The following is an 18260-nucleotide window of genomic DNA, read 5'->3' as shown; positions in this document are numbered from 1 at the left end:
TCGTGGTGGCAACGGACGAAAAGCGCGGTTCCCTCCAGCTCTATGCTCGTCCGGAGTCGAGCGAGGAGGACACCAGTGCCGGAGCTGGCTGAGATCGGCGCGTGGCTGCGATACCGGTTGCCGGACCTGCTCGCCGAGAACCGGGTGCCCGGGGCGGCGGTGGCGGTCTGCGCCGGCGGCGAGACGGTCGACGCCGCGGCCGGGGTACTGAACACGGTCACGGGCGTGGAGGCCACGGTCGACTCCCTCTTCCAGATCGGTTCGATCACGAAGGTGCTGACCGCGACGCTGGCGATGCAGCTGGTCGACGACGGGATGCTGCACCTCGACGCTCCGGTGCGGACCTATCTGCCCGAGTTCCGCATCGGCGACGAGCGGGCAGCGGAGCGGATCATCGTGCGGCACCTGATGTGCCACGTCGCGGGGTTCGAGGGGGACGTCTTCACCGACACGGGCAAGGGCGACGACTGCCTCGAGAAGTACCTGGGCGTCCTGCACCAGGTGCCGCAGCTGTTCGAGCCCGGCGAGATGTTCTCCTACAACAACGCCGCCTACTGCGTGCTGGGCCGGATCGTCGAGGTCGTGCGGGGGAAGCCGTTCGACGCCTGCATGAGGACGCACCTGTTCACGCCGCTGGGCCTGGCTCACGCCGCGAATGATCCGTACGAGGCGATCCTTCACCGCGCGGCGGTGGGGCACATCGAGCGGACGCCGGGTGCCCGGCCCGGCCCGGCCGGCGTATGGGCGCTGGCGCGCTCGAACGCGCCGGCCGGGTCGATGCTGGCGATGAGACCTCGCGACCTGCTGGCCTTCACCCGCATGCACCTCGCCGGCGGGGTCGGCCCGGACGGCGGCTCCGTGGTGAGCCCGGCGAGCGTCAGGGCCATGCAGCAGCCGCAGGTCGGACTGCCCGACATCGACCTGGGCACCGGCTGGGGCCTGGGATGGGAGCTCTTCGACCTCCCGGGCGGCACGGTCTTCGGCCACGACGGCAACACCATCGGCCAGTCGGCGTTCCTGCGCGCGGTGCCAGAGCACGACGTGGCGGTGGCGATCCTCACCAACGGCGGCTCGCCGAAGCCGGTGCAGGCCGAGATCGGGGGCCGTGTGCTCCGCGAGCTCGGCGGTGTCGAACCGCCGGCGCAGCCGATGCCCGATCCGGCCGCGCCTGCGCTGAACGCGCCCCGGTACGTCGGCACCTACAAGTCGAGCACGTGCGAGACCGCGGTGAGCCGGGACGCGGACGGGCGGCTCTGGCTGGAGCGCACTCCCACTGGAATCACCGCCGAGCTGGGCGACGCGCCGTACCGGACGGAGCTGGTCGCCTGGCGCGGCGACGCGTTGCTGCCGGTCGAGCCCGAGCGCGGCGTCCGTGCGCCGCTCGCGTTTCTCGGTGACGACGGAGAGGGACGCGCGCTGTACCTGCACACCGGCCGCGCCGACAGGCGCGTGTCGCCGTGACCGACCTGCACCGGCGCGCTTTCGTCGCCGACATGCACAACGACCTGCTGTGCGCGGTGGTCGCCCGGCCGGTTCACCGCTGGGCCGCGTTCTTCCGAGAGCGCTGGCTGCCGCAGCTGCGGGCCGGCGGGGTGAACCTCCTGACGCTTCCGGTGTTCATCGAGGACCCGTACCGCCCCGAGGGCGCACTGCGCCGGACGCTTCGCATGATCGAAGCGGCGCACCGGCTCGCGGCCGGCAATTCCGACGCCGTCGCTCTGTGCAGCGATGGTGCGCAGGTCGACGGCGTCCACGCGGAGGACCGGATCGCCCTGGTCCTGGCGCTGGAGAGCGCTCCCGGCGTGGGCGAGGACGTGGAGTTGCTGGAGACGCTGTTCCGGCTGGACGTCAGGATCGCGTCCCTGGCGCACTTCGGCCGCGCTGCACTGGCCGACGGCAGCGGGGAGGACCGGACCGGCGGCCGGCTCACTCGCGCCGGGGTCGCGGCCTTGGCCGAGATGGAACGCATCGGCATGCTCTTCGACGTCAGCCACCTGGGTGCCGCCGGCGTCGAGCACGTCCTGGAGCTGGCGTCGCGGCCCGTGATCGCGACGCACTCCTCCGCGCGGGCGCTCCTGGACCACCACCGGAACCTCACGGACGAACAGATCCATGGCATCGCCGCAGGTGGTGGCATCGTGTGCGTCAACTTCTTCGCTCCGTACCTCCACGAACACGACCACTCGATCGACCGGTTGATCGACCACATCGAGCACGTCGCGGGCGTGGCCGGTGTCGAGCACGTCGGCCTCGGCCCCGACTTCATCAAGGAGGTGCTCGCCGACACCACTCCTCCGTGCTGCGAACACGCCTTCGTGGAGGGGGTGCCCGCCGACGCGTACCTGCCCGGTTTGGAGGGGCCGGCCGGGTTGCCGCTGGTGACCGAGGCACTGCAGCGTCGTGGCTGGCCGGAGGACGACATCGTCGCGGTCCTCGGTGAGAACGTGCGGCGACTGCTCCGAACCGAACTCGGCTGGCCCGCCGCCCTCGCCACCGCCTGAGCCGCGCCCCGCGCGCGGAGCGCGCATTTCGGTGTGCGCGGCTCAGGCGGTTTCGTGCGCTTCCCGCCGCCCTGACCTCAGATGATCACTTCGTGCGGCCGGACGAACGCGGTCCTGAATGTTCGAAGCGCACGACGAACGCCACCAGGGGCCCGCGGCCCACTATCGTCGGGTGGCTAAGGAAAGCGCTGCCGCGCGTACGGCCGATGGTTCCGAGAACGCGCGAGGTCCCGCGAACGGCGACCGGGTACTGACGATCCGCGATCTGTCGGTCGAGATCCGCCGCGGCGATCGGGTCGTCCGCCCCGTCTCGGACGTCGGCCTGGTACTGGACCGCGGTGAGACCCTGGGGATCGTCGGTGAGACCGGGTCCGGCAAGTCGATGACCGGTCTCGCGATCATGGGCATGCTGCCGGCCGGGGGCCGGGTGACCGGCGGATCGATCGACCTCGGCGGCGAGGAGCTCGTCGGGCTTCCCGCCGCGCGGTACCGGGCGGTTCGCGGCAACGACATCGCGATGGTGTTCCAGGACTCGATGACGGCGTTGAACCCGACTCGGCGGATCGGTGAGCAGGTCGCCGAACCGGTGCGTCTGCACCACGGCGCGTCGAAGCGGGCCGCGCGCCGGACCGCCGAGGAGATGCTCGCCCTGGTCGGGCTGCCGCGGCCGGCCGAGCGGATGGACGACCATCCGCACCGGCTCTCGGGAGGCATGCGGCAACGCGTGATGATCGCGATGGCGCTGGTGTGCGAGCCGCGGGTCGTCATCGCCGACGAGCCGACCACGGCGCTCGACGTCACGATCCAGGCGGAGATCCTCGACCTCCTCGACGACCTCAAGGCCCGGCTGGGCATGTCGATGATCCTCATCACGCACGACATGGGGGTGATCGCCCGGCATGCCGACCGTGTCGGGGTGATGTACGCCGGTCGCCTGGCCGAGTCCGGGCCGACTCCCGTGCTCTTCGGCCGGACGCGGCACCGCTACACGCACGCGCTGCTGTCCTCGATCCCGTCGCTGACCCACGACCGGCGCGAGGAGCTCTTCAGCATCCCGGGCGCGCCGCCGGACCTGACGGTGGCGCAGGCCGGCTGCCCTTTCGCGCCGCGTTGTGACGCCGCGACGGATCGGTGCCGTGAGGAGCACCCGGCACCGACGGCGGACGAGGACGGCCATGCCCATGCGTGCTGGCATCCGCCCACCGGCCCGGCGGCGACGGTCCGCGCGCGGTTCGCCGCCCCGCCGGCGATCCCCGCCGAACGAGGGGCGGTGCCACGGCTGCGCGTCGTCGACCTCGAGCGCGAGTACCCGGCGGGCGGTGCGGGTCTCTTCGGCGGGCGCCGCACCGTGAAGGCGGTCTCCGGCGTGAGCTTCGAAGTGGCGGCCGGCGAGACGTTCGGGCTCGTCGGAGAGTCGGGCTGCGGCAAGTCCTCCCTGGGCAGGATGCTCGTGGCCCTGGACCGGCCGACCTCCGGCGAGGTGATCTTCGATGGCGAGCCGGTCACCGGGCTGAGCGCACGCGCGCTCGGGCCGCGCCGCACTCGGCTGCAGATGATGTTCCAGGACTCGAACGCCTCACTCGACCCCCGGATGCGCATCGGCACGATCCTGCGCGAGCCCCTGGCGATCCAGGGCGTCGGCAGGCGCACCCAGAGGACCGCTCGCGCCCGCGAGCTGCTGCGGGACGTGGGCCTGCCCGCGAGCGTCATGGAGCGCTACCCCCACGAGCTCTCCGGAGGGCAGCGGCAGCGGGTGGGCCTGGCCCGCGCGCTCGCCCTGGACCCGAAGGTGCTGGTCGCCGACGAACCGGTCAGCGCGCTGGACGTCTCCATCCGCTCCCAGGTCCTCAACCTGATGCGCCGCGTCCAGCTCGAACGCGGGCTCAGCAGTGTGGTGATCTCACACGACCTCGCGGTCGTGCGGTACCTGGCGGACCGGGTCGGTGTCATGTACCTGGGCAAGCTGGTCGAGACGGGCACCACCGAGGAGGTGTACGGCGCCACCGCGCATCCCTACACCGCGGGGCTGCTCGCGGCGGTCCCGGAGGCGCACCCGGAGGCGCGGCGTCCGCAGGCGGGTGCGCGGGCGCGAGGCGAGCTGCCGAGTTCCATCGATCCGCCCAGCGGCTGCCGGTTCCGCACCCGGTGCGCGCTGGCGACCGATCTGTGCGCCGAGACGGAGCCTCCCTTGAAGCCGGTCACCGGCACCCACCAGGTCGCCTGCCACTACCCGTTGCAGCCGAAGCGGTCAGCGGAGCCGACGACGCGATGACACATTCCAGGTACGCACCGGCAGGGACATGCTCGCATATCTCGCGGAGAGGGGATTCGCACAGATGACTTGGTACGTGGTCCGGCGCGTGGCGATCTCGCTTCTCGTCCTGCTGGGGATCTCCGCCGTGGTGTTCTTCCTCCTGCACGTCGTCTCCGACAGCCCGGGGCGCGTCGTCCTGGGGCAGCGCGCCTCGCCCGAGGCGGTGGCGGACTTCAACCGGTCACACGGGTTCGACCGCCCGGTCGTCGTGCAGTACGTCAGGTACCTCGACCAGCTCGCGCACGCGGACCTGGGGCGGTCCTACAAGCTGAACGCGGATGTGGGGACGCTGTTGCAGCGCAACGCCGGCCGCAGCGCGATGCTGTCGCTGGCCGGCCTGGTCCTGGCGCTCCTGATCGCCGTCCCGCTCGGCATCCTGCAGGCGGTCAGGCGCAACAGCGTCATCGACCGGGTCGCCACGGCGGCGTCGTACGTGCTCTACGCGACGCCGTCGTTCCTGCTCGGACTGATACTGATCGCCGTCTTCAGCCAGTCCCTGCCGATCTTCCCGGCCGAGGCGTCCCAGTCGCACTCGCCATGGGTGATCTTCACCGATCCGCGGGCCATGGCGCTTCCCGTCATCACGCTCGCCGCCACCAGCGTCGCGATCTTCTCCCAGTACCAGCGCTCGTCCGCCTTGGACCAACTCGGCCAGGACTACATCAGGGTCGCGCGGGCCAAGGGACTCCCCGAGCGGCTGATCCTGGTACGCCACCTGCTGCGCAACGCCTGCCTGCCGCTGATCACGCTGGTCGGCACGCTCGTCCCCACGCTCCTGGCGGGGAACCTGATCGTCGAGTCGCTCTTCAACTATCCCGGCCTGGGACTGCTGTTCCTCAACAGCCTGCAACGCGAGGACTACCCGGTGCTCCTCGCCTACACCCTCATCGGCGGCGTCCTGACCGTGGCCGGCAACTTAGTCGCCGACCTCGTGGTCGCGGTCGCCGACCGCCGAATCGAGCTGAGAAAATGACCTCACGACGTGTGGACGCCATGACCACCGCGACGGACGCCGCGGCAGGGTCCGAGCCCGAGGTCACGAAGGCGGGACATCCCGTCTTGGCGCGGTCGGTGCTGCGCCGCCTGCGGCGGAACCCGCTCGGTCTCACCGGCGGGCTGCTGCTGGTCCTCCTCGCCGGGGCCTGCTTCCTCGGCCCGCTGCTCTACCGCACCGACCAGACCGCCGTGGACCCGCTCAACGCGGCCCTGCCCCCCGGCCCGGGACACCCGCTCGGGACGGACACGAACGGGTTCGACGTGCTGGGACGGCTGATGGAGGGCGGCCAGGTGTCCCTGCAGATCGGGCTCCTCGCCGCGCTCTTCGCGACCACGATCGGCACCGTCTACGGCGCCGTCGCCGGACTCGCGGGGGGAGTGGTCGACGGGTTCCTGATGCGCCTGGTCGACGTCATGCTCTCGGTGCCCTTCCTGTTCTTCGTCCTGATTCTGTCGGCGCGGTTCCACGCGAACGCCCTGTCGCTCAGCCTCGTCATCGGCGGGTTCTCCTGGCTCGTCTCCGCCCGGCTGGTCCGCGGTGAGGTGCTGACGCTGCGGGTACGGGAGTTCGTGCTGGCCGCACGGGTGATGGGGTCGTCCCGCCGGCGGCTCATCCTCACGCATCTCATCCCGAACGCGCTCGGCGTGATCATCGTCAACATCACCTTCCAGGTCGCCGACGCGATCCTCGTCGTCGCCGCCCTGGGATTCCTGGGCTTCGGCCTGACGTACCCCACCGCGGACTGGGGCAGCCAGCTCGCCAGCGGCGTCACCTACATCTCCGCCGGCTACTGGTGGCTGATCTACCCCGTCGGCGGCTGCATCGTCCTCACGGTGCTGGCGCTCAACCTGCTCGCGGACGCGCTCCGGGACGCGGTCGGAAGACGGGCCGACTGAGGGACGGACGCAGCCCGGCCTGTGCGGCGCGACGGATGCGGGCGCCGGAAATCGTCGGGTCCACCGAACCGGCACCGGATGCCGGTGAGGCATCGTCGACCCACATCGCGGAGGCTCGGCCCCGCATCGCCTTCCCTTCCCTTCCTCATCCCTCGGCGCATCTCCATCCCCACATGCAGGGAGCCTTCAATGACGCAAGTGTCCGGTAAGCAGCGAGGACGCATCTTCGTGGCGCTCGCCTTGGTCGCCGTGCTCGTCACGGCATGCAGCGGCGCGGGCAGCGCGACGAAGGACGCCGCCCGCAGCTATGACACCCTGCCGGAACAAGCGGGCCACCCCAAGAACGGCGGGACGGTCACGGTCGCGCTGACCCCCGGCCTCAGCCCCAATTTCATCTACCCCTACCCGCCGGCGTCCGCCAACGGGACCGTCATCGGCCGCGGGCTGATGTGGCGTTCCCTCTACCGGCCCAGCGGAGAGGGAGACAAGATCGTGGACGCCGGGTCGAGCCTGGCCGAGGACCCCGCCTACAGCCCCGACCGCAAGACCGTGACCATCAAGATGAAGCACTACAAGTGGTCCGACGGCGCGCCGGTCACGGCCGGGGACGTCGTCTTCTCCCTCGCCCTGCTCAAGGCCGCGCTCGCGGAGAGCCCGGCCAACTGGAGCTTCTACACCCCGGGCCAGTTCCCCGACGGAGTCACCGCGAAGGCCACCACGCCGGACACGCTCACTCTCGGGCTGAAGACCGCGTACAACCCGTCGTACCTGCTCTCCATGCTGACGCTGCTGTACGTGATGCCGTCCACCCAGTGGAACATCGCCCGCGCCGGGGGGCCGCACCTGGACTACACGAAGCCGAAGAACGCGACGGCGATCTACAAGTACCTCACGAAGGAGTCCGGGGCCCAGTCGACGTTCGCGAGCAACCCGCTCTGGCAGGTGGTCAACGGCCCGTACCGCCTCAAGAGCTTCGACTCGACGACCGGTTCGTTCTCTCTGGTCCCCAACAAGTCCTACAGCGGCCCGGGCACGTCGCGGCTCGACCAGATCGACTTCAAGGCGTTCACGTCGGCCGCCGCGGTGCTCAACCAGTTCAAAGCCGGCAACCTGACCGTCGGCACGCTGGACTCCGGCTTCATCGCCCAGATACCCGCGCTGAAGGCCAAGGGATACAACGTCTACGGTGCCCCTGCGCCCGCCAGGTTCGACTCGTTGACCATCAACTTCAAGAACACCGTCGACAACTTCGGCAAGGTCATCTCGCAGGCGTACGTCCGGCAGGCCCTGCAGCGCCTGATCGACCAGCGGGGCTACATCGCCAGCAGGGGCATCTACAACGGTGCCGGCTCCCTGAACTACAGCACGGCGGGCAGCGACTCCCCCTACCCGCCCCGTTTCGGTGACAACCCGCCCTATCCGCACGACCCCGCCGCCGCCGAGAAGCTGCTCACCGACAACGGCTGGAAGGTGGTGCCGGACGGATCCACCACCTGCGTGCGCCCTGGCACCGGGCCGGGGGAGTGCGGCGCCGGAATTCCGCAGGGGCAGACGATCAGCTTCACCCTGGCCTCCGCGAACACCCCGGCCTATGTCGGCGCCCGCGACGTCGCGTTCGCGTCGGCCGCCAAGAGGCTCGGTATCGAGGTCAAGATCGTGACCAAGGCGCTCAACTACATGTACGCCAACTACGGCAACACCTTCGCGCCCGCCAAGAAGAACGAGTGGGCGATGCAGGACAACGGATCGCTGTACCTCGCGGCCGGGTACCCGAGCAGCAACACGGTGTTCAACACGGGGGGCAGCTTCAACCTGGGCGGCTTCCAGGACGCCGAGGCGGACAAGCTGATCGACGCCTCGACGTTCGGAGCGGACGCGAAGGTCCTGTCGACCGAGGTGACCCGCCTCGCCGAGGACCTGCCCGTGCTCTTCCTCCCGACCCCCCACACCCTGGTCGTGTGGAAGGACACCCTGTCCGGTCCGCCGGCGTCGTTCAAGGCCCTGCTCAGCTTCCTGTACGCGCCGGAGCAGTGGTACTTCCACGGCTAGCCCGACCCCACCGGCTTCAAGGAGCACCCGTGATCCCCGACGTGGGCGCGTTCGCCCGGCCGATCCGCCGGATCGACCCGGACGCCGTCGACCCCGATGATGTCGAGACGGTGCGTGACCTGGTCGGCGACGCCCGGGTGGTGGCCGTCGGCGAGGGCGCGCACAACATCACCGAGTTCTACGAGCTCAAGCACCGGCTGTTCCGGATCCTCGTCCGGGAGCTCGGGTTCACCGGCTTCGTGATGGAGTCCGGCTTCGCCGAGGGACTGGCCGTCGACGAGTGGATCCATGGCGGACCGGGACGGGTCGAGGCCATCGCCCGCGACGGCATCACCTACCGGTTCGGCGAGTGCGAGCCGGTGCGGCGGCAGCTGCGCTGGATGCGCCGCTGGAACTCCGCGAGCTCGGCGAAGGTCGCCTTCTACGGGATGGACCTTCCCGGCTCGTCCACGTCACCCGGGCCGGCGGTCCGCGCCTGCCTCGACCGGATGCCGGGACTCCCGGGTGACGAGGAGCTCCTCCGCCTGAGCGATCTGGGAGGCCGGACGGAGGCGGCGGTGCGCTTCGAGGCCATGCCCGGCGCCGCCCGCGCCCGGTTGCTCGAAGGTCTCCGGGGACTGGGGGAGCGTGCGCGCTCGCTCGACGACGAGGTCGTGCGCCGGTGCGCGGATTCGCTCCGGGCGTTCGTCGAGGAGCTGGACGCGCCCCCGGCGGGGCCGTTCCCGCGGGACGTGTTCATGGCAGAGACCGTGAGCTGGATCCTCCGGCGAGAGCGGCGCATCGTCGTGAGCGCGCACAACGCGCACGTCCGGCGTTCGCCGTTGCTGGGCCGGCCGATGATGGGCGGCCTGCTCGCCACCTCCCTGGGAGCCGACCTCGCCGTCATCGGGATGACCTACGGCTCGGGTCCGGAGGTCCGGTTCACCCAGCGCTCCCCGCGCCCGTTCGACTGCGACGTCTCCCTGGGAACGCGGAGGCTGCCGCCGAACTGCATCGAGGCGCGGCTGGACCGCATCGGCCCACCCGTGGCCGTCGTGGACCTCCATCGTGCGCCGAGCGGGCTCTTCGACGGCGCCGACGGCACGCTCGCCAACGGCGGTCTCGATCCCGTCGACGACTTCCCGGCCGCCTACGACGCGTTCATCCACGTCCGCCGGGTCACCCGGGTCCCCGGTGCGTTCGAGCGGCTCCGCGCGGAGTTCGACGCAACCGCGGGGCCAGACACAGGCGCGGGGCCGGGCGCAAAGCAGTCCGCGCACCACGAGGAGACGGAGGCACCGTGACCCTTTCCTATCCGCCCACTCGCACGGTCGGGGTCGTCGCGGACGTCGCGGGCGTCCGCGTGCCGGACCCGTACCGCTGGCTGGAGCGGGAAACCGACGAGGTGCGGCGATGGCAGTGGCGGCAAGCCGAGCTCGCCGCCGCCGTCATCTACGACGGGCAGGACCCGGCGGCCGTCCGGGACCTGGTCCAGGCGTACCACGGCGGGTCCCGCCCGGCCCTGCCGAGATGCGCGGCCGGCCGCTGGTTCCGCGCCGTGACCCCGCCGGACGGCGCGGCGCCCTTGGTGGTCGTCGCCGACCGGCCGTTCGGCGCCGGACGGCCGGTGGCGGACCTGGCCGGGTTCGGCAGCGAGGAGAACCCGGCGTTCCTGTCCTGGCTGGCCCCGGCGCCGGACGGCCGCGTCCTGGCCCTGGGCATCTGCGCCGACGGCAGCGAGCACAACAGCATCCGGCTCATCGAGGTCGCCTCGGGGCGGGTGCTCGACGGCGCGCCGGAGCAGGTCCTGCACAGCGCGTGGACCGGCGGTGTCACGTGGCTGCCCGACAGCAGCGGCTTCTACTTCTTCGCCCTCACCGGCTCACCGCGGGAGTTCCGGCAGGCGGTCTTCTTCCACCGGCTCGGCACGCCGGACACCACCGTGGAGCCGATCCCGGTCGGGGAAGGCTCCCGGGAGTACACGCTCGTCCAGATCTCGCCGGACGGCCGGTGGGCCGTCGCGAGCCACCGAGTGGGCAGCCCCATTCCCGTCGCGGTTCGCGACCTGTCGGAGCCCGGGGCGGCGTGGCGTCCCTTCGTCACCGACTGCCCCGGGACGGTCGCCGGCCACATCGTCGGCGACCACTACATCGCCGTGACCGATGTCGCCGCCCCGCGCGGGCGGGTGGTCGCCATCCCGCTCGACGCGGCGGACGCCGACGACCCGGCGGAGTGGACGGAGCTCGTCCCGGAAGGCGACACGGTGCTGCGGTCCCTGTTCCCGGTCGGCGAGCACCTGTACCTCAGCGAGTTCGACCGGACGTTCGCCAGGGTCCGGATCATCGATCGCTCGGGCGCCACCACCGGAGAGGTCCCCCTCCCCGGCCGCGGGGCGCTCGCCGCCCCCTTCTTCCCGCTGACCGCCCTGGCCCTCGGCGCTCCCGCGGACGATTTCGTCTTCGCCTTCTCCACGCTGACGAGCTCCTGGGGCGTCTACCGGCACCGTCCGGGCGAGGCGGAGCTCGAGACGCTGTCGGCCCCGGCGGTCACCCTCGACGCCGAGCTGGAAGCGGGGTGCGCCGTCGTACCTGACGGCGTCGCGGTCCCGTACCACGTGGTGCGCCCGGCCGGAAGCGACCCGACGCGCGCGGCGCCGACGCTGATCTCCGCATACGGCGCGGCGAACGTGCCCCTCCTGCCCCAGTACCAGCCGGACATGGCGGCCTTCGTCGCCGCCGGCGGCGTCCTCGTCCAGGCGTACCTGCGCGGGGGCGGCGAGTTCGGCCGGGACTGGTATCGCGCCGCGCATCGGGAGCAGCGGCACGTCCGCGACGCCGACCTCGTCGCGGTCGCCGAGCACCTCATCGCCGAGGGCGTCACGACCGCCGGCCGGCTCGCGCTGACCGGCGGGTCCGACGGCGGACTCATGTGCGGAGTCGCCGTCACCACGCGGCCCGACCTGTGGCGTGCCGTGCTGCCGCGGGAGCCCCTGCTGGACCTCATCGGCGGCACCCGCGACCCCTATCTCGACTTCGTCATCCGCAAGGCCTGGGCGGACCCGGACGATCCGGCGGAGGTGCGCCGGCTCCTGCGGCTGTCACCGTACGAGCTGGTCGGCCCCGGTGTCTTTCCGGCGGTGTACATCCAGGCCGGGGCCACCGACCCGCGGTGCCGGCCCTGGCACGCGCGCAAGTTCGCCGCACGGATGCAGGCCGCCCAGGAGGGGGAGGCGCCGATCCTGCTGCACGTCTTCGACAACGCCGGCCACGGCGCGGCGACCTCCCATGACGTCGCGGTCGCGCAGGACGCCGAATGGTTGGCGTTCCTGGTCAAGACGCTCGGCCTGCGGGGCGTCTCAGTCGTCCGGGACCGACCTGATGGACATCAGGCGCAGTTGCAGCATGGCTGAGAGGCGCGCGTTCGGGTCGTTGAGGTCGATGCCGCCGACCTCGGCCGCGCGCCGGAGCCGGTAGCGGAACGTGTTGGGGTGCACGAACATCGCGGCGGAGGCCACCGCGACGTCGCCGAAGGCGTCGAGCCAGGCGCGCAGCGTGTCGACCAGACTGGTCTGGTGCTCCTTGTCGTAGACGGCGATGCGCGCGATGGAGCCGCTGGGGAGGTCTCCGCGTGGAACGAGATCGGCGAGTTCGAGCAGCAGCGCCTCGACGTGGACGTCGTCCAGCCGGGCCACCTGCTGCCCGGCGGCTCCGGACCGCAGGACGCGCAGCGCCCGATCGGCCCCCGAGCGCGATCGGGCGAGCGACGAGCTGTCCGGGGCGAGCCGTCCCACCCCGATGAGCGGGCGCAGGCGGGACCCGACGCGGGCGAGGAACTCGGTGGCGATCAGGACCGCGCGCTCCTCGGCCTCCTGCCGGCTCTGCGGAAAGGGGAGGATGCCGTAGGAGACGTCGCCGATCAGCGCGGCGGCGGCGCGCGGGTGCATGGCGGACAGGTGCATGGCGAAGGCGTCGGCGAGCCGCTTCCGCTCGGTGGCCAGCTGGGCGGGCAGGGGATGTTCGGTGGCCGAACCGACGACGGTGAGGGCGAGGACGACGGCGCGCTCGTCCTTCAGGCCGAGGCGGCGGACCGCCTCCAGCGACTGCGGCCCGCCTTCGAGGGCGGTGCTCAGCAACTCCGCCCGCAGCCGCCGCTCCATGTCCGCGTCGGCGCGGTGCCACACCATGTGCATCGCGACGAGCTTGGACGCCTCGTAGAGCGCCTGGCCGCGCTCCTCGCTGAGGGGCTCGGGGACCATCACCCAGATCGTGCCGAGGATCTCGTCCCCGGCGCGCACCGCGATCGCCGCGCGGGGCAGCGCGGGCGGCTGGTCCGCGTCGCCCGTCCTCGGCAGCGGCGCCACGAAGACGGGGCCGTCGCTGCGGTAGATCGCCTGGAACACCCCGCGCTCCTCCAGGATGCGGGTGTACCGCTCCGGGACCTGCCGGCCCAGGATCGTCTGGACCCGGGACAGGTCCGCGTCCTCCTGCCGGCTCGAGAAGGCCAGCAGGCGCGAGTTGCGGTCCTCGATGGTGACGGGCGCGCCGAGCAGCGCGGCGATGGCGTTGGCGACCGCGAAGAGATCGCCGGACGGGATCCGGCCGAACGCGTGGGCGTCGGTGTCGTGCAGGCCGCTGTCGGCGGTCAGGCTCCGGAGCATCCCCGCCAGGTGCGTCCACGACGCGCCCCGGGCGAACGCGAGGACCGCCACCCCCGACTCGCGCGCCGCCGCGGCGAGCCGTTCATCGGGTGCCACGGGCGCGCGGACCACCAGCCCGGCCGCGCCGCGCCGCCCGAGCCGGGTCACCACCCGCGCGATGTCGGCGGGGTCGTGCAGGCCGACGCCCAGCACCAGCGCGTTGTCCGGCGGCTCCGGCTCGTCGAGCGGGTCGTGGATGACGACGCCGCCGATGTCGCCGGCGAGTTCGACATCGCCGCAGACCACGTCGAGCAGCGTGGTTCCGAGCTCCTCCAGGACGCGCGCGAGGCTGGCTCGCGGGAGGCCGGTCACGGGTGCGGGCATGCGCCCGAAGCTAGCGCGGCACGTGGAGGTCGTCGTTCGTTCTGCATGACGAAATCACGCTATCCGATCTGTCGGATCGAACAAAAGGGAATCATCCTGCGGGAATCGACACCCATTTCGTCGTGACCGTCACGGCGTCCAGGACGTCCGGGATCGGGGTGACTCCGAGTCCCGGTCCGGTCGGCACGGCGAGGTGCCCGTCCTCGAGGCGGAACGGCGGCGTGATGTCGGTCCGGTAGTAGCGGTCGGACGCCGAGGTGTCGCCGGGCAGCAGGAACCCGGGCAGCGCGGCGAGCGCGACGTTGGCGGCGCGCCCCAGTCCCGTCTCGAGCATGCCGCCGCACCAGACCGGGACGCCGTGCGCCGCGCAGACGTCGTGGATCCGCCGGGCCTCGAGGTAACCGCCCACGCGGCCCGGCTTGATGTTCACCACCCGGCAGGCTCCGAGCGCGAGCGCGTCGGCGGCGGCGCGGGCGGAGACGATCGATTCGTCGAGGCAGATCGGTGTGGTGATCCGCGTGGCGAGGTCCGCGTGTCCGAGGAGGTCGTCCTCCGCCAGCGGCTGCTCCAGCAGGAGGAGGCCGAACGGGTCGAGCCGGGCCAGGTGCCGGGCGTCACCGCGCTGGTAGGCGGTGTTGGCGTCGACCTGCAGCAGGATGTCGCCGAACCGTTCGCGCACGGCACGGACCGGCTCGACGTCCCAGCCCGGTTCGATCTTCAGTTTGATCCGCAGGTAGCCCGCGTCCAGGTATCCGGCGACCGTGTCGAGCAGGGCAGGGATCGACTCCGTGATCCCCACGGACACCCCGCACGGCACGGTGTCGCGGACGGCGCCGAGGGCGTGGCCGAGAGCGACGCCGCGGGCGCGGAGGTCCGCGTCCAGGACCGCCATCTCCAACGCGGCCTTGGCCATGCGGTGGCCTTTGTAAGGGGCCAGGGCCGGGGCGACCTTGTGCGCGTCCAGGTCCGGCACCCCGGCCAGCGCCGGCACCAGGAAACGGCTCAGGACGTCGGCGGCGGCGTGCGTGTACTCCGAGGAGTACAGGGGCGCCGTCCCGGCGCCGCATTCGCCCCATCCCTCGGCCTCGTCGGTGACGACGCGGAGCAGCAGCGCCTGCCGCACGGTCTCCGTGCCGAACGACGTCCGGAAGGGCGATACGAGCGGCACCTCGATGGTGCGGATCTCGACTCCGGTGAGCTTCACTCCGTCTCCCGCCTGTCCAGGACGTACCAGCCCGTCCGGTCGAATCCGCGCACCCGCGCGCCGTCCGCGATCAGCCCGCCGAGCACCTCCCGTACCGCCGCGCGCCACTCCGCGGCGCAGGCCGGGTCGCTCGCCCGCAGGGCCTCGACGTCGCCGGGGACGCCGACGATCACGGTGCGCGCGTCGGCACGTCCGGCGACCGGGCCGCCCGCGGCGGAGGCGCTCAGCGCCACGGACGCCCCCGCCGCGCGGGCGGCCCCCGCATCGGTCGTCCTGGGCCCGCCGTCGCAGGCCGCCTTGACCTCGGGCGCCTCCAGCCGCCACCGGACCAGGACCCGGTCGGTGGCGTCGCTGCGGTTGATGTCGTCGTCCATCGGACCGTAGAAGTTCGCCAGGTACTCGGCCGGATCGGCGGCCAGCTTGGCGATGTTGAAGTACGCGTTGCGGCGCACCAGGGGATCGTAGGTCCAGCAGATCTCGCCGACGCCGCGCAGCATCGCCCAGGCACGCTGGTGCAGCTTCAGCGCGAAACCGACGTTCCGTCCCTGCACGTGCGCCAGCACCCCGGCGATATGACTGTGCAGGGCCTCGCGCGCCGGCGGGGAGAAGAAGCCGAAGCAGGCTCCCACCAGCTCCCCGTCGTCGAAGGCGCCGCTCACGTAGCTGCCCGCCTTCGTCATCGCGCGCAGCAGGTCGGCCGTCACCGGAGGGTTGTTCTCGCCTGTGCGCCAGATGTGCTCGTACAGGCGGCGGACGGCCTCGAGCTCGCCGACCGCGTCCAGCGGGCGGATGCCGACGCCCGCGGCGTGCGCGGCGGCCTCGGCCGCGGCGCACGCCGCGTCGACGGGCGGGGACTCGCGACGGTCGCGGATGAGATCAGTCACGCCGGCCATGCTCGCAGCCGGCCCCGTCCCGCGGATGGTCCGCGAGCACCGGACGGCGGGGCCCGGTTCGTCCGGGCGGACAACTCTCCGCCGCCAGCAGTTCGGCGACCAGCGCGGTGAGCAACCGCGTCCGCTTCGGCAACTCCGCCACGACCAGGTGCTCGTCATCGGCGTGCGCGCCGCCGCCGACCGCTCCCAGCCCGTCGAGGGTGGGCGTGCCGACACCCGCGGTGAAGTTCCCGTCGGAGGCGCCGCCGACGGCGACCGAGGCGAGCGGGCCGACCCCGAGGTCGTCGGCGAGCCGGAGCGCCCGCTCGAACAGGTCCTTCGAAGCCGCCGCCGGGAGCGGCGGTCGGTTCGGGCCGCCCCTGACCTCCACGGCGGCGCCCGGCAGGTCCGGCCGCAGGGCCTGCATCGCCGTGTGGGCGCGGTGCTGCTCGGCGGCCGACCCTGCCCGGACGTCGACGTCGAAGCGTGCCGATCCGGGAACGGTGTTCGCCGTGGTGCCCGCCTCCAGACGGGTCGGCGTGACGGTCGTGCCCAGCGCGGGATCGCTCAGCGCCGCCACGGCCGTGATCTGGTGGGCCGCCTCGACCGCCGCGTTCACGCCGCGCTCCGGCTCCAGGCCGGCGTGCGCGGCCCTTCCCCGCACCAGCACCTCATAGCGCGAGACGCCCTTGCGCTCGGTCTTCAGGGCCCCGCCGGGCCCGGCGGCTTCCAGCACCAGTGCGGCCGCGCACCGCCGCGCCTCGTTCTCGATGAGCCGCCGTGACGAGGGCGACCCCGGCTCCTCGTCGCCGGTGACGAGGAGGGTCACGCCGTCCAGGTCGTCCAGCGCCGCCAGCGCGTGGAACGCCATCGCGAGCCCCGCCTTCATGTCGAAGCATCCCGGTCCGCGCAGCACCCCGTCGCGGACCTGGAACGGGTGCGTCTCCAGCGAGCCGATCGGCCACACCGTGTCGTGGTGGCCGATCAGCAGGACGCGCGGTTCGGCGCCGAAACGCCAACGGAGATGGGTGCGCCCGTCGATGACGACCCGCTCCGCCTCGGCCTCCAGGTGCCGGGCGCCGATCTCGGCGACCACCTCCGCGCTGCGGGCGACCGCGGCCAGATCGTCGGACGGGGATTCGCAGCACACCAGCCGTTCGATGTCGGCGATCAACGCGGCCTCGCGCGCCTGATCGCGGGCCGCGGGCCGAGCCCCGGCCCGTCGCAGGTCGCGGTTCGCCGCGGCACGGCGTTCTGTCACGGTGGACACCTCCGGTCGACGCATCGCCCAAGCATCGCGAGCCGCACCGCGGGCGAACCTGTCCTGTCGGCCAACGTCGGCGCGCGCGGTTGGGACGCGGCGATGAATCCGGGCAGGGGCATGGGCCGACCTCGGGCGCCGACGTCCGTTCCGGCCCGCCAGCGTCGCGGCGGGAAACGAGCGTGCTGCTTGACCTGTGCGGACATAGTTCTCGGCAAGCGCGATGCCACTGCGCTGCTCGGGTAGGGGAGCGGTGATGCGGCTGCACGGGGTCGGATTCTTTCGATTCGCCGAGTTGTCGGAGGTGCAGGGCTTTGTCGTCTGCTGAACAGGTCACTGATCCGGTGACCTTTCACGGGGAGGGGCCGGTCTGGTCATCGCGCTGGGGAGAGTTGCGATGGGTGGACATGCTGGCCGGTGACGTGATGTCGCTGGGGGCCGATGGGACGGTCGGCCGGCGGCATGTCGGCGGTGTCGCGGCGGCGCTGCGGCCTCGGCGTGGGGGCGGTGCGGTCATCGCGGTCGAGCGGGGCTTCGCGCTCGAGGACGCCGACGGCGCGATAACGGTGCTGCCGGAACTGTGGAGCGATGATGGCGTCCGCATGAACGAAGGGGGGTGCGACCCGGAGGGCCGTTTCTACTGCGGTTCCATGGCCTACGGCAAGACGGCGGGTGCGGGTGCCCTCTACCGGCTCGATCCCGACGGCTCCACGGTCGTGGTGCTGGACGGCGTGACGATCTCGAACGGGCTGGACTGGAGCCCGGATGGAGGCCTGGCGTACTACGTCGACACGGCCACGCAAGAGGTCGTGGTCTTCGACTTCGACGGGGCGGGGGGCCTGACCGGGAGACGGACGTTCGCGTCGATCCCGCCTGAGGACGGTGCTCCGGACGGCCTGACCGTGGACGCGGAGGGCGGGGTGTGGGTCGCGCTGAACCAGGGCGGGGCCGTGCGCCGGTATACGCCGGGCGGCGCCCTGGACGAGGTGGTCGAGGTGCCGGTGCGGGGAGTCACCGCGTGCGCCTTCGGTAGTCCGGGCCTGGACGAGCTCTTCATCTCCACTTCCCGTGAGGGTCTCCCTGCGGGCGACGATTCGCCTGCCGGGTCCTTGTTCCGGGCGATGGTGGGCGTCAAGGGCAGGCCGGTACGCGAGTTCGCGGGCTGAC

General features: G+C 72.1%; 13 protein-coding genes. 9 read left to right on the top strand and 4 right to left on the bottom strand.

Annotation, left to right across the window (positions count from 1 at the left end; genetic code table 11):
- Positions 1–75: 75 nt before the first annotated feature.
- The 8 genes from J4557_RS38555 to J4557_RS51925 all read left to right on the top strand — a co-directional run bounded on the left by J4557_RS38555 (position 76) and on the right by J4557_RS51925 (position 12145).
- Positions 76–1461 carry a serine hydrolase domain-containing protein gene (locus J4557_RS38555; protein ID WP_208271754.1) on the top strand — a complete coding sequence of 462 codons (1386 nt, stop codon included), beginning with the start codon at positions 76–78 and terminating at the stop codon, positions 1459–1461.
- Entirely contained in the window at positions 1458–2501 is a 1044-nt protein-coding gene (locus J4557_RS38550) for a dipeptidase (RefSeq protein ID WP_307800452.1), read from the top strand. Before J4557_RS38555 ends, J4557_RS38550 begins: the two co-directional genes overlap by 4 nt.
- A gap of 172 nt (positions 2502–2673) precedes the next feature.
- Complete coding sequence (locus J4557_RS38545; protein WP_208271753.1) at positions 2674–4773, top strand: dipeptide ABC transporter ATP-binding protein; 2100 nt, start codon at positions 2674–2676, stop codon at positions 4771–4773.
- Between the two features lie 64 nt (positions 4774–4837).
- Positions 4838–5788, top strand: a complete 951-nt coding sequence (locus J4557_RS38540; protein WP_208271752.1) for an ABC transporter permease — start codon at positions 4838–4840, stop codon at positions 5786–5788.
- On the top strand, positions 5785–6708 hold the full coding sequence (locus J4557_RS38535; protein WP_243777023.1) for an ABC transporter permease: 924 nt from the start codon (positions 5785–5787) through the stop codon (positions 6706–6708). Before J4557_RS38540 ends, J4557_RS38535 begins: the two co-directional genes overlap by 4 nt.
- 189 nt (positions 6709–6897) lie before the next feature.
- Complete coding sequence (locus J4557_RS38530) at positions 6898–8757, top strand: ABC transporter substrate-binding protein (RefSeq protein WP_208271751.1); 1860 nt, start codon at positions 6898–6900, stop codon at positions 8755–8757.
- A 29-nt stretch (positions 8758–8786) separates the two neighbouring features.
- Positions 8787–10040, top strand: coding sequence for an erythromycin esterase family protein (locus J4557_RS38525; RefSeq protein WP_208271750.1), 1254 nt, complete (start codon positions 8787–8789; stop codon positions 10038–10040).
- Positions 10037–12145, top strand: coding sequence for a prolyl oligopeptidase family serine peptidase (locus tag J4557_RS51925; protein WP_208271749.1), 2109 nt, complete (start codon positions 10037–10039; stop codon positions 12143–12145). Before J4557_RS38525 ends, J4557_RS51925 begins: the two co-directional genes overlap by 4 nt.
- Here J4557_RS51925 and J4557_RS38515 read toward each other — a convergent pair.
- From J4557_RS38515 to J4557_RS38500, 4 genes are all read right to left on the bottom strand, one after another.
- A complete protein-coding gene (locus J4557_RS38515) occupies positions 12092–13756 on the bottom strand; it encodes a PucR family transcriptional regulator (RefSeq protein WP_208271748.1) in 1665 nt (554 codons plus the stop codon). The genes J4557_RS51925 and J4557_RS38515 overlap by 54 nt on opposite strands.
- Positions 13757–13847: 91 nt before the next feature.
- Positions 13848–14960 (bottom strand): o-succinylbenzoate synthase, encoded by a 1113-nt coding sequence (gene menC, locus J4557_RS38510; RefSeq protein ID WP_208271747.1) that lies wholly within the window; start codon positions 14958–14960, stop codon positions 13848–13850.
- The gene (locus J4557_RS38505) at positions 14957–15844 is read right to left on the bottom strand and encodes a GNAT family N-acetyltransferase (protein ID WP_307800451.1); all 888 of its coding nucleotides are present in this window, start codon (positions 15842–15844) and stop codon (positions 14957–14959) included. Before J4557_RS38505 ends, menC begins: the two co-directional genes overlap by 4 nt.
- Positions 15837–17093 carry a M20 family metallopeptidase gene (locus tag J4557_RS38500; protein WP_307800450.1) on the bottom strand — a complete coding sequence of 419 codons (1257 nt, stop codon included), beginning with the start codon at positions 17091–17093 and terminating at the stop codon, positions 15837–15839. Before J4557_RS38500 ends, J4557_RS38505 begins: the two co-directional genes overlap by 8 nt.
- A gap of 344 nt (positions 17094–17437) precedes the next feature.
- On the opposite strand from J4557_RS38500, the gene J4557_RS38495 reads away from it, so the two are divergent.
- Positions 17438–18259, top strand: coding sequence for an SMP-30/gluconolactonase/LRE family protein (locus tag J4557_RS38495; protein ID WP_307800457.1), 822 nt, complete (start codon positions 17438–17440; stop codon positions 18257–18259).
- The last annotated feature ends 1 nt before the right edge of the window (position 18260 follow it).

This window comes from Actinomadura nitritigenes, from assembly GCF_017573545.1.
GTDB lineage: Bacteria > Actinomycetota > Actinomycetes > Streptosporangiales > Streptosporangiaceae > Spirillospora > Spirillospora nitritigenes.
This window is presented reverse-complemented; position numbering and strand designations above follow the sequence as displayed.

Coding starts and splice junctions, on each gene's coding strand:
- J4557_RS38540 (WP_208271752.1), top strand. CDS start 4,838: ATGACTTGGTACGTGGTCCGGCGCGTGGCGATCTCGCTTCTCGTCCTG.
- J4557_RS38535 (WP_243777023.1), top strand. CDS start 5,785: ATGACCTCACGACGTGTGGACGCCATGACCACCGCGACGGACGCCGCG.
- J4557_RS38515 (WP_208271748.1), bottom strand. CDS start 13,756: ATGCCCGCACCCGTGACCGGCCTCCCGCGAGCCAGCCTCGCGCGCGTC.
- J4557_RS38530 (WP_208271751.1), top strand. CDS start 6,898: ATGACGCAAGTGTCCGGTAAGCAGCGAGGACGCATCTTCGTGGCGCTC.